The organism is Paenibacillus sp. JCM 18996, assembly GCF_055392555.1.
This window is the reverse complement of the sequence record NZ_AP043884.1, coordinates 3,225,625-3,239,467: the sequence shown is the minus strand read 5'-3', so window position 1 is coordinate 3,239,467 and position 13,843 is coordinate 3,225,625. Positions and strand designations below refer to the sequence as shown.

Sequence of the window (13,843 nt, the reverse complement as noted above, 5' to 3'; positions counted from 1 at the left end):
TATTCCTGAATAAACAACCGCCTCTGTTTACGAACCACCCGTCCAGTCCCACAACTGTTAACCTGCTACATAATGAAACTGGCCGTTGAAGATGTCCAACAAGCTTTCATTTTCACCGTTTTCCAGCTCAGGCACACTAATATTCGTATATTTCACGGTGGTCTCCGTCACTGCGGTCACTATAACCGAGCCCCCGAATTGATGCTCATATAATCCGCCTTTTTGCACTTTGACTCCTTTGGTACCGCACCTTTTGCACATATATCCAGCCTCCGTTCAACAAGTTCCTTCTCACTATATATATCTCATTATAATAGTTTATTCCGTTGAAACCAATAGTCGGACTTCGGCCTCCAGCCATATCCAACCGGCCGAAGTCCGGCATCTAATCCTCCGTTCGGATGACGCATTCTTACGAAGTTCATTCAAAACAGCCGTGCCGGTTTCACACTTAATGTTATCAATATATCAACAGAATAAGTAATTTCTTATGTTAATCTGCTTACACAACTTTAAACCCGCTTCCTTCTCCTGCAAAATATTAAGGCCGCCACTGTGCATGTGTTGATCTCCAGCCTAGACGGTCTTTTGCGCCTCTTTGTTACAGTGTAATAATTTAACAGGCCTGTCTTGCTTCTTTCTTCGAGTATAAGTCCCGGCTCCACTTTGCATACTACAAAAGAAACGATCGATAAGGAACCATTTGTGAAAAAAGGAAGGGAAAGCCGCCGTGACCAGAAAGTTTATTATCAAATTGATTCTGAACGGAATCGTTGTCGTGCCGCTACTCATGTTTTACACGGAGGCTTCATTTGGCGGAGCTTTGTTCACAGCCGTCGCTCTTTGCGCCATCGCTTTTCTGCTCGGCGACCAAATCATCCTTCGTGCGAGCAATAACACAGTAGCCACATTGGCTGACGCAGCGCTGTCGTTTATTTTTCTGTGGAGCGTAGCTAGCGCCGCCAACTGGTCCCTGTCGCTTGGAGAGCTAATGACGATCGTTGTTCTTCTCGGTATAGTAGAGGTGTTTTTCCACCGGATGCTGGCTGGTGATTTCAAGTACAGCCGGTAGGGTGGTTGTTTCTTTTGAAATTAACGACTTGAGAAAAAAAAGGCCCCCATTAACAGGATGAGGGTCTCTTTCAAATGAGCTTGTCAATTCTCCTGATCGACTAAAACTGGTTGGATCAATTGATGTTACCAGTTTTCTCCCGTCGAAATCGAGTTTATTCCACAAAATGCTTCCGAAACCAGTCTGCGGCCGAATCCGCTTCAGTCGCCGTCAATTGGTGACCGGAACGCTCCCAATGCACCGAAACAGAAGCACCCGCCCCGCTAAGAAGCTTCTCAAGTTCTTCAGTCTCCTCAGCGGAACAGATCGGATCGTTGGACCCGGCTCCGATGAAGACTGGCGTACCGCACAAATCGGGAATGGCAATGCCTCTCCTCGGAACCATAGGATGATGCAGAATGGCCCCTTTCAATACTTGCCCATAATGGAATAAAAGGCTTCCCGCGATATTCGCCCCATTGGAGTAACCTGCAGCTACCAGGTTGCTGCGGTCAAAGCCGTATTCACCGGCGGCCCGATCCAGAAAATCATGGACTTCTTTCGTACGCAGGATCAAATCTTCTTCATCGAAGATGCCTTCTGCCAATCGTTTGAAAAAACGCGGCATTCCATTTTCCAATACATTTCCCCTAAGGCTAAGCACAGAAGACTCCGGCGAAATGTGTTTTGCCAGCGGGATTAGGTCGCGCTCGGTCCCCCCGGTGCCGTGGAAGAGAACTAAGGTCGGTGCGTTAGGGCGGGTACCTTTTTCAAAAATATGTTTCATTTTTGCTTCCCCTCCAATTCCCTCACTTCAATTGGCAATAAGTTCGCCTCAATTTGGGAACGATGCTTCTCATACCACTCCGGAAGCATTAATTTCTCACCTAACTTTTCCGCAGGTTCATCGTTCGCAAAGCCTGGAGGATCGGTAGCAATCTCAAAGAGTATGCCGCCGCCTTCCCGGAAATAAATCGCATTGAAATACTGGCGGTCTATAATTTCGGTCGGTCTGTAGCCCTGATTCGTCACTATTTTTCGCCATTCCTCATGATCCTCAAAATCTTTCGCACGCCACGCAATATGATGAACCGTTCCTGCACCGCCGGTTCCCCAACTTACGGCGGATAAAGGTACGTCAATGATGTTCCCGAGGTCGCCTGAAGCTTGGAAACGTGCATACTCACCATCTTCTCCCACTTTGTTTAACCCCAATACATTTTGCAGCGCATCGATCGTGTTCTTCGGGTTCACGCTGAACAGCACGGCGCCCCCAAAGCCTTTAATCGCTTTATCCGCCGAAATTCCACCGAACGACCAATTGCTGGTTGGCCCTTCTTTACGTTCAACGAGTTCGAGACGCAAACCCTCATTGTCCGTGAATTGCAGATATTCCTCAGAAAATCGGCTCACTTTCACAACCGAAACACCGAGCTTTTCCAGACGGCTTTCCCAAAAACCAAGTGAACCTTCCGGTACTGCATAAGAAGTAATTCCAACCTGGCCGCCTCCAATTTGACCTCTGGGAGCTCCCGGCGATGGAAAGAACGTGATAATTGTTCCCGGGCTGCCTGCCTCGTTGCCAAAGTATAAGTGATAGACATCAGGAGCATCGAAATTGATTGTTTTCTTAACCAAACGCAGACCCAGGACCCCAGCGTAAAAATCGACGTTTGCCTGAGGATCCCCCGCAAAAGCTGTGATGTGATGAATGCCAGTCGTTTGTTTCGACATAATAATGCCTCCTTTTATTTTTAGTAACCCTTTTGGGCGTTCAGTAACCCTTGATAGTGTGCAGCATCGAGAATAGTCAGGGTAAGCAGAATAGCTGCTAGAGGAATAATCAGTCCCAGTGCAAGTAGGTTTCCACCAAACAGTTCCATCTAACCGGTAATACTGTCCTCATAAAACCGGTCCATCGCTATGGATTCCATCCACCAACCAGTTTCTTTTGGGCCGCCCCAATCAATTTTAAAATTGATATTCTTTAATTTAAGATATTTAGCAACAAAAAGCCAACTAAATGGCTAAGCTTCTTCTGCCGCCGATTTCCCTAATTTCTTGAGCATTTCAATCGCTGCCTGCTTTTCATCCATAGAGAGAGCCTTCATTAAAAAATCGATCGTCGTAACATGTTTCGGAAAAATTCGATCAAACAATTCAATTCCTTCCGCAGTAATCTCCGCGTAAATTACCCTACGGTCTTCTTCACAAGGTACGCGTTTGAGTAGCCCTTTGTTCTCCAGCTTGTCAATATTGTAAGTGATACTTCCACTAGTAACCAATATCTTCCCTCCAATTTGCTGCAAAGGAATTTTGCCTTTCGTATATAACACTTCCAGAATCATAAATTCCGAAGGTGACAAGCCATATTGTTTCATATCTTTCACAGCCCTGTCCATGACCGTTTTGTAGGCTTTAGAAAGCACCACAAAAAGCTTAAGGGAGGTCGATTGATCCTCACTTATTGGGGTTGTCATTGAAGTCACCTCCTATGCTCATCTTTAATTTGATTGTCTTTAATTAAAGATATATTATCTTTATGGTTATGTCAAGGAGATTCATGGGAGTTGTTTGACATCTCAATATTTTCCTTCTAAATTGAAAGTAACTACTGATGTTAGCAATTTGTAAAAATTGGTAGTGATGGATATGATTGTTGAACTTGAGGGCGACGTGGAGACGTGCACGATATGGAATAAATTAGGTAATGCACTGCTCACTTTTCTTCCTGCATGCCCTTTCCGTTGTTCCAAGCTACTCGATCCTCTGTTTCCTTCTTATCTGACACTTAATTAAAGGTGAAATCCTGCGAATTCATGAGTCTGAGTGAGAAAACTAAATCATACTGAGGGAGCTTTTATACAGAAACATAGGCAATTATAATTCATACCGGTTCCCGATTCATGTGCTATTTTCGCCTGAGTGTCAAATATCTTTCGTTCTATTTTTAACATATCTTCTATCCTTAATTAAGCCCGCCACAAAACTGACAGGAACCAGTATCAAGGGATATAAAGCAGTTACATATTCTTATGTTAAATTTTACCATACAGCTATTGAGCATTACTGCGAGTTATTGCAGCGCGGCGTTGCAAACAAAATAGCGATGGATCGGATCCACCGCTGTGCTTGCGCTTTTGCATACATTAATATTCTCTTTTAATTACAAAAAACGAGCCTCGAATTGTTCCAGCTAGTTTAGACTTCTGTCTAGCAAACTTAAACTTGTCTTCTAACTCCCTTGGTACCTCCATCCCCTCAGAAAGCTTAAAACCAACGGCCCTCTTTTTAGGGTCATCAACCGTATACATGACGTTGACCTCTAGACCATCCTCATAAAAGACGAAGGCCCATTTGATATTTTCAACTTGAAAACACGACGTTTCTAAAGGTTTGGCCGCAAACTCAATATCACGTTCTTCTTTCAAAATTCGGTTCACATAATCAATGGTCTCCTGGCTTTCGCTAGCTGGTGCAACTGTAAATTCATGCTTGTATTTGTTCATAAAGTAACGGGCTTCATTAGCACGTAAACCAGCAAGCGCATCTACTACAGGTGAAGACTCTAAACCAACCGTCGACACATTCTTAATATCAACGATATAGGACATTTCCATCCCTCTTTTATCTCTTTATTTGAAATACTCGTCAGCTTGTAATTATGTTGCAATCTTGCCCCATTGGTGTGAACAAAGCAGTGAATTTCTGAATCAAATTGTATTACAATTCGACCAATACTTTTTCAAGCTGTCCGCACATGCTCGTCCAGCCGTATTTTGCACCACCGAGCGCTTGATCTTTGCTGAAGCCGGTTTGCTCAAGATGCAGATGAACAGTACCGTCTTTATCTTCTTGCAATGTCCAGATGATCGTAGTGTTCTCTCCGCCGCTGACCCAGGTGTAGGACAAACGGTGCGGCTCGTCCACTTCCAGCACTTCGCAATGGATGATGCCGTCCCAATCACCATACGGTTGCTGTCGGAACTGAAAACGATGGCCGACGATCGGTTTGAAATCGTTGTCCATGACCCACTTGGCCAACCTATCGGAATCGGTGAGGGCGGCCCATACTTTTTCTATGGAACTGTTAAATTGATAATCCAGTGAAAGATTCTTGCTCATTATTGTTCCTCCCTTAATAAATAATCCAATTTTTGCAGATTGGTTGTCCAGAATTTTTCGTAGTACGATAGCCAGTCCTGTATTTCTCTTAACGGCGTGGGGTTTAGGCGGTTGCGCGTTTCCCGGCCGACTTTGCGATCGGTTACGAGGCCAGCTTCCTTCAAAATCGTCAAATGCTTGGCAACCGCGGTGCGACCCATTGAGAAATGTAATGTGAGTCGGTTGAGCGGCAGTTCATCCGCGTCCGCCAACAGGCGTATGAGCTTGCGACGGGTCGGATCAGCAATAGCATGGTAAACATCATGCGTTGGTGCGCTTGCGTTCATCATCAGCATCTCCTCTATATTATAAATGGACACCATATGGTTTCTTAATTATAGGACACTAAATGGTGTCGTGTCAAATGATCAGTTGACCAAGCAGAGCTGAGGCAAAGTTTAAAAATCCCTTCGTGGACTGAAAATTATTGTTTATAAAAAGAATTTGATTGAATGCTGCCCGTTAGAATTCCTGTAGAGCGTTATTTCGCAGCTTTGAAAAAAAAGGAGCGCCTCAGTATGATAGGGTTACACAACGGGTCAAAAGCCCTTAGAAGCCTATCATCTAGGAGGACGCTCTACTATGAAGTTTAAAGCCCAGAAGCGACAAAATCATCTCATTGAAAGAATTACCGCTTGAAAGAATTACCGCCCAGCATCTTATTGTGGGATCGACATCGCCCAAGAAAACCATGTGGCGCGAGCCGTGAATTTCCGCGGAATTGTGCTAAGTGAACCCCTCTTGTTTCCAAATGACGAGGACGGATTTCGCTCTCTTCTCCAATGGATCCGGAACCTGCATGCTACTTACCAACTAACCGAGGCTGTGATTGGCATGGAGCCGACGGGGCATTATTGGCAGAATGAGTCCAAGTGGTGGCTATCAGGTCATTCCTTTGAAGTGGTTTTGCTGAACCCTCACTTGGTAAAGAAGAATAAAGAGAATCGCGACAATACCACGTCAAAAAGTGATGTCAAGGACGCCCTTGTCATCACCGACATGGTCAAAAACGGGTATTACGCCTTTAGGGAGAAATCCTGCGAATAAGCGAGCATTTGCGAGCAAATTAAATCATACTGAGGGAGCGTAACGGGCTGCCGAATCGGATCATCATTGGCAGCCTCGTTGTGCATTTTTATTCAGCTTTCGTACCCTTTAGCTGAATATTCACCAAGTTATTTAACTATTCATCGCAGTAATTAAGAAACAAATTGCTGTGAGAAAAGATAAAGGTGTCATAACAAGCTTTTCCTTTTTACTTTTGGACAAAGCATTCATAATGGTATTTACTATTAAATAAAAAGCAAAAAAGTAACACACTCCTTTTGCAATAGTTTTTAAAGCACCTATCGAGATTACATTCCCCGCTTGTAGTATAAACAAGATTGCAACCAACTGAATTAATACTGAAATCGCACACGCAACTCTCATTTGTTTTGGCATTACTTTATACTTACCACCCATTGCAAAATCTCCGTAAGGTAAACCCATTGCTAACAATATGTACAAAATAGCAACCGCCAAAAGCGGTACACGGAAGGAGCAGTTTCCTTTGGAACGCCTACGCCTTGAGCTATGATAGCTGGTTCCAATTCCTCAGCTTGCTGAGCTAGCCAATACAATAACTTAAGCTTTTATCGAATGTCTCTCCATGAAGATGTGGGGGTTCAGTATCAAAGTATCTATACAAATCCTTCAAGCTCTGTATGCTACCTCTCATATTTGATTCCTTTTCCCATTCCCAAGGTGAGCGTGCCAAATACTTCGCCGCATGTGGGATTCCCCACCAAAACGAGTTTATTTTTAGATAAGCCTTTTCAAGTGGAGTTTGTTCTGGAATAGGTTGATAGTCCCACATAAATACATCATTCATCTTTGGAAGAGGATTACGGTTAAATAAAATCTTAGTTTGTTCTGGGATTTTTACTTCTGACTGATTCAACCAATACCAATCTACGGTCAACGGTCCCGTTGAACTGTCGTAACAAACTGATAAATATGCTCCTCCTAGAGGGGCATTCTGGGGTGCTTCCATGATGATGATAGGTGAAGAAATTCGTGATATAAAATTATGCTTTGAATCAATTATCTCATCCCAATGCGGGTCGGAGATCACCAAAAAAATGTCAATATCGCTTAAATAATCTTGTTCGCCTCGTCCTAACGAGCCAAGTAACCATACTGTTTCAACTCGGGAGTCTTGTTCTAATGTTTTAGTAATATTGCTTAGCAATGTTTCCTATTGTTCTTATGACATTCAAACAATGCATCAGTAACTTTATCCATTGTCCTTACTCCCTAAGTTAATGTGTTTACCAATTTTTAGTGCAAAATGGACAGTGCATCTAGAGAAAGAATTAAATAAATCTTTTCTAATTCCGCATTACTGCCCAATAGCTTAATGAGGCCGCCCGATTAACCTCGCTGCGGCCCCATAACAGGAAGTAAAATCTCAACGGTAGTCCCTTTCCCAACTTCACTTTCGATCCGCATGGTTCCTTTATGGTTTTGGATAATCCGCTGTGAAACCATTAAACCTAGTCCTGTTCCATTTTCTTTTGAAGTGAAGAACGGGTTACCGATTTTAGTTAATTCATCTTTTGGTATTCCACACCCTTGATCTATGATCCGAATGCAAACGTTATCGTCTATCCTCTTGGCTTTGATAAAAACTTCTCCGCCTTTGGGCATGGATTCAATAGCATTCTTTAAAACATTGATAAATACCTGTTTAAGATTACCCTGACTACGAATTAGAATTAATGATAAATTGGGATCGAACTCTTTTATTATTTGAGCATTGCAGAGGTGTGCCTGCCCTTCCAATAATGTTACAACGTGATTTAATTTATCTATCAGGCTCCTTGACCCATATTCATCAGTTGCAGGTTTAGCTAACTCCAACAACTGACTTACAATTCCATTGATTCGATCAATCTCCGATAACATTACTTCGTAACGTAGTTTCTTTTTATTCTCGATGTCTTCGCTCTGATCAAGCTGTACAAATCCTCGGATACTGGTTAGAGGGTTCCTTATTTCATGAGCAATCCCCGCAGCCAATTTTCCAACCAACGAAAGTTTTTCTGTTTCCCTGACTTTTTCTTCTCTTATTTTTTGATCTGTAATATTAACAACCTGTGATATGTATATGTCATTCACAGTGTTTCCCTGTTTATCTCGTTCTACTGTGACATTTAAAAGCCCCCATATAATGTCCCCAGATTTATGTATATACCTTTTCTCTATTTGATAACCATCTATTTCACCTTGTGCCAATTTATTCCATAACTCCAGATCAGCTTCTAAATCTTCAGGATGGGTGACAGATGGAACACTAAGATTTAATAATTCACTTTCGGTATATCCTAACATTTTGCATAGAGATGGATTAACCTTATAACTCCCATCAAAAGATAACAATGCCATTCCAATGGGGGATATTTCAAATACACGAACAAAAAGATGTTGATCATTCAAATGTGATAGGGTTAGCATCCGATCCTCCGCTTAAAGCAGTTACATTAAGCATCTTAATAAATTGATTAATCATTAAGACATTGTAACACCAATTTACAGTTTGTAGTATTGGAATACATTGATTTTTATGTGGTGCTATTGCACTAAACTGCCCGTTAGTTTAGCGCCGCCGCTCAGTCTACAACTTTATTTTCTCAGTCTATTGGTTTATTTCTTTTGACAAATCGTACCTTTTAAATTGATTAATAACGCTTGAGCGATTCTACCATATATTGCTAGAAAGAGATTGATTAGGTTACGAGGTCAAGTAACTTCAGGCTGAAAGGTCGAACCCTCAGCCTGAAGTTAAAAAATCATAAAGTTCAAGTTGCACGGCTAAAACCGATCCAGTATGATCATAGTCTTGCATTCGATGCAACTCTGCGTTCGGGATGAGAGACGCTAGATATTCCGCGTGGCGTATAGGTACAATGTGATCGGCTTTGCTATGCCAGAACGCAACAGGAACTTGAATTTTTTGCAGCGGGATGTCCCATGGTTGCCCAAAAATCACATAATCATCTACCATCCCTTCCACTTGCCGAGCAGCTTCAATCAAGAATTGTTTAAAAACGGGAACCAGATCATCTGAAATTAACTCTCGATCCAATTCTGGAAGGTTAGCGATATAATACAACGTGAAGCGGTCTGGGTCAGCATTGACCATATTTGCTAACTGACTTATGTATGCTCGGGTGGATTCAGGACCCTGAAGGCAAGTCTTTTCTTCATTAGAGAGACCTTCATTTCCAAGGATATCGATAGGACCAATTCCACAAATAACGGCAATTTTTCGAACACGAGTCGGCATCCTATACGCACAGGCTAGAGCAAAAGGACCACCTCCAGAAATACCTACAATAGAAAAACGTTCAACACCAAGTTCGTCAGCCAAAGCTTCTATATCCTGGCACCAATCTTCAAGTGTTCTTCCTTCTTTTGCATCCGACAACCCGTACCCAGGTCGTTCCGGTACGATGATTCGCAACGGAACTGGACCTTCCTTTGCAATAGACTCTAGTCGGGTGGCGTAGATTTGGAAACGAGCTCCCGGCGTTCCATGAAATACGAAGACCACTTCACCATCACTTTGACCATACTCTGCAAAGCCAAGTTTTCTACCGTCAGACAACATTACGGTACAATCACTCATGTACTCAACCTCCATTTCAATTTAATAATTTGTATTCTATAAAAGTAATTACAGAACCTTCATACTTCTTCAAAATAACTCCCGTTACTTCAATGAACCAAAAGAGGAGTTGCCTGAAGCAAGCTCCTCCATTATCCTGCCCGATAGTTCAACAGGCTGCCACGGATGCTAGCAGCCTGTTGCCATGCCGCTCTTGTTCTCCGTCGTATTATGAGGTCAGCCAGTTTTTACTGGTTGCGAAGTTTTTCCTGATTCTCTAAGAATTTCTGACATGCCTCCGTTACAGTGAAGTGATTTTCCTTCACGTATGATTTCCAAGCTTCGCTACGACTTTCAATAAATCTGGGCTCAACCGCTTCAGGGGTTATCTACCGAAGGAAAAACATCAGTATTTTCTGCGATAAAAAAATGCATAGTCAAAATAGCAAGGTTGAAAAAACGGTAATTGCAATAAGTGAACATTTTTCGCAAGTTTTGCACTCCTACCAGGGCGTCTTAAGATCAATGGACAAGAATGAGCATATTCAACTTTTAAATCGTCATGTTGATTATCTTGAACAACAATACAATTGGATTGATTCGCTTGGTCATACCAAACCAACGAACGGTGTATTTTATCTCTTAGAAAGGTTTCATCTTAATCATCGAGTGGCATTTATAAATTCTGCCCAATCGCCTCATCCAGTTTCGTTGTGCGAATGCGTCCACGTCCAAGAACGCCAGAGAAAGTCATTTTCTGACGGTCACGAGCAACCAAAACACATACTTGGTCGTTGCTGATGCCGCGATATTTGGCTTTGCCGCCGCGTTTATGTGGCTTGCGTTCAGAAATGTTCCTTTTCCCCTTTTCAGAGAATAAGAAGTAGGTCTCGTCCATTTCGACGATTCCCTGGAACGCTTTAGTTAGAATTTGTTTCAGAGCTGACAGAATCTTATGCCGCCAGTAAAAAAGGTTACATACGAGACCTCATCATGCAACAGCTTATGCTTTTTCTCATGGATTTCATCAATAGCACGAATAGGAGTCGCCAAACCTTTGGTTCGGGACTGCAAAAAGTATATAAGTTCTTACTTGCCACTATCGTCCAGTGCTTCAGCAAGCTTCTTCAATTCCTTTAAATCCATGGGAAAATCATCTCCGAGCCATGATATTCCCTTTATTATAGAACAAATGTTCTTATTTATCAAATATCAACAATGTGGTTTAACATAGCCGTAATAAAAAACTTCATCAGTGGCAGCGGGCTTAGTATCGCTAATTTTGTTTATTATCAGTGCACACTCCTGCTATAAATTCAACAGGCATTTTAAAAAAAATTACTGTTCCCAACTTTATTTTTCGCAAACACAAGGAATGAAACAATTACGGTTCAAAATATAAAAAATCCCGTACTGACAAGGGATTTGTCAATACGGGATGCTCTTTTTAGTGCCAACTTAAATTATAGCTCGGTGCCAAAATTAATTATATTGTATGCCATTTGCAATTATAACCCACAGTATGCAACTTTGTTAGTCAGTATGCAACTTTGTTGTTTTTCAACAGCATTCACACACACCCAACAACCTTACTCCACAGTCACGCTCTTCGCCAAGTTCCTTGGCTTATCGACATCGTTGCCGCGTGCCAGCGAAGCGTAGTAGCTCAGCAGCTGCAAAGGAATCACGGCCAAGGCCGGCGTCAGCAGAGCATCCGTCTTCGGAATGGTGATCAAATCATCCACCGATTTGTGAAGCTCCTGCTCTCCTTCGGAATGGACACCGATGACGTAAGCACCGCGGGCTTTGACTCCCTTGATGTTGCTCAGCGTCTTCTCGAACAGCTCCTCTTGTGTTGCCAGAGCGATCACCGGGATGCCTTCTTCGATCAGCGCGATTGTACCGTGCTTCAGTTCTCCGGCAGCATAAGCTTCGGAGTGAATGTAGGAGATCTCTTTCAGTTTCAGAGAGCCTTCCAATGCTACCGCATAATCCAAACCGCGGCCAATGAAGAACAGGTCTTCATGCTTCGAGATTTGCTCGGCGAACGCTTTGATGCTGTCCGCTTGTGCCAGCAGGGCTTGCACTTGCGAAGGAAGCTGCTGCAGCGCAGCAATCATCTCTTTGATATACACGGCGTCCTGCGTTCCCAAAGTTTGCGCCAAATGCAATCCAAACAGGTAGAAAGCCACCAGCATGGTCGTATATGCTTTTGTGGAAGCAACGGCTATTTCAGGACCTGCTACCGTAATGATGACATGGTCGGCTTCACGGGCTACGGAGCTGCCTACCACGTTAGTGATGGCCAGCACTTGGGCGCCGTTGCGCCTGGCTTCGCGAAGAGCCGCGAGCGTATCCGCAGTTTCACCGGATTGGCTGACTACGATCACCAGAGTGTCTTTCGTAATAATAGGCGAACGGTAACGATATTCGGAAGCCACGTCCGTTTCCACTGGGATCCGTGCCAGCTTCTCGATGATATTCTTGCCGACCAACCCTGCATGATACGCGGTACCGCAGGCAACGATATGGATGCGGCTGAAGCCGCGAATTTGTTCCGGTGTCAGATTAATCTCTGTCAGCTGGACACTGTCCCCGTTCTCGGAAATGCGGCCTGTCATCGTGTCGCGGTAAGCTTTCGGCTGCTCATGAATCTCTTTCAGCATAAAATGCTCATAGCCGCCCTTTTCCGCAGTGGTGATATCCCACTCAACGTGGAACAGATCGCGCGAGATCATATTTCCGTTGAAATCCATCAGCTCTACGCCTCCGGTAGTCAACACCGCAATCTCTCCGTCCTCAAGAATATACACATCGCGGGTGTGCTCCAGAATAGCGGGAATGTCAGATCCGATGAAGCTCTCTCCTTCGCCAACGCCGACAATCAACGGGCTCGCAAAACGTGCGGCAACCAGCTTGCCCGGTTCATGCTCAGTCAGAACCCCCAGCGCAAAAGCCCCATGCAGCTTCTTCACCGCTTTTTGCACAGTGCTTACAATATCTCCGTCGTACAGCTCAGCCAAAAGATGAGACACAACTTCAGTATCGGTCTCCGAGACGAAGTTATGGCCTTTGGCCGTAAGCTCTTCTTTCAAAGCAAGAAAGTTCTCGATAATTCCGTTATGCACAACAGTGAACTTGCTGGAATTGTCGGCGTGCGGATGGGAGTTCCTGTCGGAAGGCGCCCCGTGAGTCGCCCAGCGCGTATGCCCGATTCCAACGTTACCCACCAGAGGAGCACCCGACAGTATCGCTTCCAGGTTCGTTAAACGTCCTTCGGATTTTTTCAGCTCCAAACCATTTTCCGTCACTACGGCGATCCCTGCGGAATCATAACCGCGGTATTCGAGCTTTCTTAATCCTTCAATCAAAATATCCTGAGTCGGTCTGAAACCGATATATCCAACAATACCACACATAGTAGTAACCTCCATTTTTCTATAAGCCGCTTGGGCTGTTTGTCAAGGAATCTGTCCATTTTTCAAAAATGTAAAACACAAATAGGCCGGTAATCACCGATTTTTTAAAAATCAAACATGCTAATCGCATCATGCCGGAGTTTTGTTGATCCAGTCACCCGAATCCTTTGTTCTCCTAGCTTGTCGGTAGTTGATGTACTACCGGAAGGTCCCCGCCGAATGTTTCGAACACCTTCACCTCGTCAACTTGCTTCATTGGTCAGGCATCATAGCTTGTATGATCCGTTCCAATCCGCTCCGTCCCACAGCCATAAAGGCGATGTCAAGAGTTCGCGGCTCCCGATATGTAAGCAAGTTCTGGCGCTTGGTCTTGCTGTAACCTCAACCCACCTTTCCATCCTTGAATCAAAGCATATATACATAGTATTCATTTTTCGGCTCCGGCGCAACTTAAGATTACATTAAGAGGCTTTTCTGAGAAAATTTTCAGCTTACACCGTGAATACTTGAAATATCCTTTCTTATACAATACAACAAAAGGCTTCCCGATGAAACACC

At 43.7% G+C, this 13,843-nt stretch carries 13 protein-coding genes and 2 pseudogenes; 2 read left to right on the top strand and 13 right to left on the bottom strand.

Annotation, left to right across the window (positions count from 1 at the left end; genetic code table 11):
• Window positions 1-57: 57 nt before the first annotated feature.
• Entirely contained in the window at window positions 58-261 is a 204-nt protein-coding gene (locus tag ACZ5N7_RS16000) for a hypothetical protein (RefSeq protein ID WP_464655548.1), read from the bottom strand.
• Between the two features lie 469 nt (window positions 262-730).
• Between ACZ5N7_RS16000 and ACZ5N7_RS15995 the strand changes: the two genes are divergently transcribed.
• A complete protein-coding gene (locus ACZ5N7_RS15995; RefSeq protein WP_464655546.1) occupies window positions 731-1,072 on the top strand; it encodes a DUF2512 family protein in 342 nt (113 codons plus the stop codon).
• Window positions 1,073-1,226: 154 nt separating this feature from the next.
• On the opposite strand, the gene ACZ5N7_RS15990 is transcribed toward ACZ5N7_RS15995, so the two are convergent.
• The 6 genes from ACZ5N7_RS15990 to ACZ5N7_RS15965 all read right to left on the bottom strand — a co-directional run bounded on the left by ACZ5N7_RS15990 (window position 1,227) and on the right by ACZ5N7_RS15965 (window position 5,502).
• Window positions 1,227-1,838, bottom strand: a complete 612-nt coding sequence (locus ACZ5N7_RS15990; protein WP_464655544.1) for an alpha/beta hydrolase — start codon at window positions 1,836-1,838, stop codon at window positions 1,227-1,229.
• Window positions 1,835-2,785: a ring-cleaving dioxygenase gene (locus ACZ5N7_RS15985; protein ID WP_464655542.1), complete on the bottom strand. Its 951-nt coding sequence runs from the start codon at window positions 2,783-2,785 to the stop codon at window positions 1,835-1,837. Before ACZ5N7_RS15985 ends, ACZ5N7_RS15990 begins: the two co-directional genes overlap by 4 nt.
• Before the next feature lie 293 nt (window positions 2,786-3,078).
• Window positions 3,079-3,531, bottom strand: coding sequence for a MarR family winged helix-turn-helix transcriptional regulator (locus ACZ5N7_RS15980; protein ID WP_464655541.1), 453 nt, complete (start codon window positions 3,529-3,531; stop codon window positions 3,079-3,081).
• Between the two features lie 669 nt (window positions 3,532-4,200).
• On the bottom strand, window positions 4,201-4,665 hold the full coding sequence (locus ACZ5N7_RS15975; RefSeq protein WP_464655540.1) for a phage tail protein: 465 nt from the start codon (window positions 4,663-4,665) through the stop codon (window positions 4,201-4,203).
• 109 nt (window positions 4,666-4,774) lie between these two features.
• Window positions 4,775-5,176, bottom strand: coding sequence for an SRPBCC family protein (locus ACZ5N7_RS15970; protein ID WP_464655538.1), 402 nt, complete (start codon window positions 5,174-5,176; stop codon window positions 4,775-4,777).
• Window positions 5,176-5,502 carry an ArsR/SmtB family transcription factor gene (locus tag ACZ5N7_RS15965; RefSeq protein WP_464659311.1) on the bottom strand — a complete coding sequence of 109 codons (327 nt, stop codon included), beginning with the start codon at window positions 5,500-5,502 and terminating at the stop codon, window positions 5,176-5,178. The genes ACZ5N7_RS15970 and ACZ5N7_RS15965 overlap by 1 nt, the downstream gene beginning before the upstream one ends.
• Before the next feature lie 295 nt (window positions 5,503-5,797).
• Between ACZ5N7_RS15965 and ACZ5N7_RS15960 the strand changes: the two are divergent.
• Window positions 5,798-6,241: pseudogene (locus tag ACZ5N7_RS15960) on the top strand (IS110 family transposase); the annotation flags it as partial.
• A gap of 153 nt (window positions 6,242-6,394) precedes the next feature.
• Here ACZ5N7_RS15960 and ACZ5N7_RS15955 read toward each other — a convergent pair.
• The 6 genes and pseudogenes from ACZ5N7_RS15955 to glmS form a co-directional block, all read right to left on the bottom strand.
• Window positions 6,395-6,679, bottom strand: coding sequence for a hypothetical protein (locus ACZ5N7_RS15955; RefSeq protein ID WP_464655536.1), 285 nt, complete (start codon window positions 6,677-6,679; stop codon window positions 6,395-6,397).
• A 145-nt stretch (window positions 6,680-6,824) separates the two neighbouring features.
• The gene (locus ACZ5N7_RS15950; RefSeq protein ID WP_464655535.1) at window positions 6,825-7,448 is read right to left on the bottom strand and encodes a nucleotidyltransferase domain-containing protein; all 624 of its coding nucleotides are present in this window, start codon (window positions 7,446-7,448) and stop codon (window positions 6,825-6,827) included.
• A gap of 182 nt (window positions 7,449-7,630) precedes the next feature.
• Entirely contained in the window at window positions 7,631-8,713 is a 1,083-nt protein-coding gene (locus ACZ5N7_RS15945; RefSeq protein ID WP_464655534.1) for an ATP-binding protein, read from the bottom strand.
• A 316-nt stretch (window positions 8,714-9,029) separates the two neighbouring features.
• Window positions 9,030-9,887 (bottom strand): alpha/beta fold hydrolase, encoded by an 858-nt coding sequence (locus ACZ5N7_RS15940; RefSeq protein ID WP_464655533.1) that lies wholly within the window; start codon window positions 9,885-9,887, stop codon window positions 9,030-9,032.
• Between the two features lie 658 nt (window positions 9,888-10,545).
• A pseudogene (locus ACZ5N7_RS15935) lies at window positions 10,546-10,839 on the bottom strand (IS1595 family transposase); the annotation flags it as partial.
• Between the two features lie 616 nt (window positions 10,840-11,455).
• Window positions 11,456-13,285, bottom strand: a complete 1,830-nt coding sequence (gene glmS / locus ACZ5N7_RS15930) for a glutamine--fructose-6-phosphate transaminase (isomerizing) (RefSeq protein ID WP_464655532.1) — start codon at window positions 13,283-13,285, stop codon at window positions 11,456-11,458.
• Between the last annotated feature and the right edge of the window lie 558 nt (window positions 13,286-13,843).

What these genes read in the sequence shown, in the direction of transcription:
- ACZ5N7_RS16000 (WP_464655548.1), bottom strand. Translation starts at nt 261, where the DNA reads ATGTGCAAAAGGTGCGGTACCAAAGGAGTCAAAGTGCAAAAAGGCGGA.
- ACZ5N7_RS15990 (WP_464655544.1), bottom strand. Translation starts at nt 1,838, where the DNA reads ATGAAACATATTTTTGAAAAAGGTACCCGCCCTAACGCACCGACCTTA.
- ACZ5N7_RS15985 (WP_464655542.1), bottom strand. Translation starts at nt 2,785, where the DNA reads ATGTCGAAACAAACGACTGGCATTCATCACATCACAGCTTTTGCGGGG.
- ACZ5N7_RS15980 (WP_464655541.1), bottom strand. Translation starts at nt 3,531, where the DNA reads ATGACAACCCCAATAAGTGAGGATCAATCGACCTCCCTTAAGCTTTTT.
- ACZ5N7_RS15975 (WP_464655540.1), bottom strand. Translation starts at nt 4,665, where the DNA reads ATGTCCTATATCGTTGATATTAAGAATGTGTCGACGGTTGGTTTAGAG.
- ACZ5N7_RS15970 (WP_464655538.1), bottom strand. Translation starts at nt 5,176, where the DNA reads ATGAGCAAGAATCTTTCACTGGATTATCAATTTAACAGTTCCATAGAA.
- ACZ5N7_RS15965 (WP_464659311.1), bottom strand. Translation starts at nt 5,502, where the DNA reads ATGAACGCAAGCGCACCAACGCATGATGTTTACCATGCTATTGCTGAT.
- ACZ5N7_RS15955 (WP_464655536.1), bottom strand. Translation starts at nt 6,679, where the DNA reads ATGGGTGGTAAGTATAAAGTAATGCCAAAACAAATGAGAGTTGCGTGT.
- ACZ5N7_RS15945 (WP_464655534.1), bottom strand. Translation starts at nt 8,713, where the DNA reads ATGCTAACCCTATCACATTTGAATGATCAACATCTTTTTGTTCGTGTA.
- ACZ5N7_RS15940 (WP_464655533.1), bottom strand. Translation starts at nt 9,887, where the DNA reads ATGAGTGATTGTACCGTAATGTTGTCTGACGGTAGAAAACTTGGCTTT.
- glmS (WP_464655532.1), bottom strand. Translation starts at nt 13,285, where the DNA reads ATGTGTGGTATTGTTGGATATATCGGTTTCAGACCGACTCAGGATATT.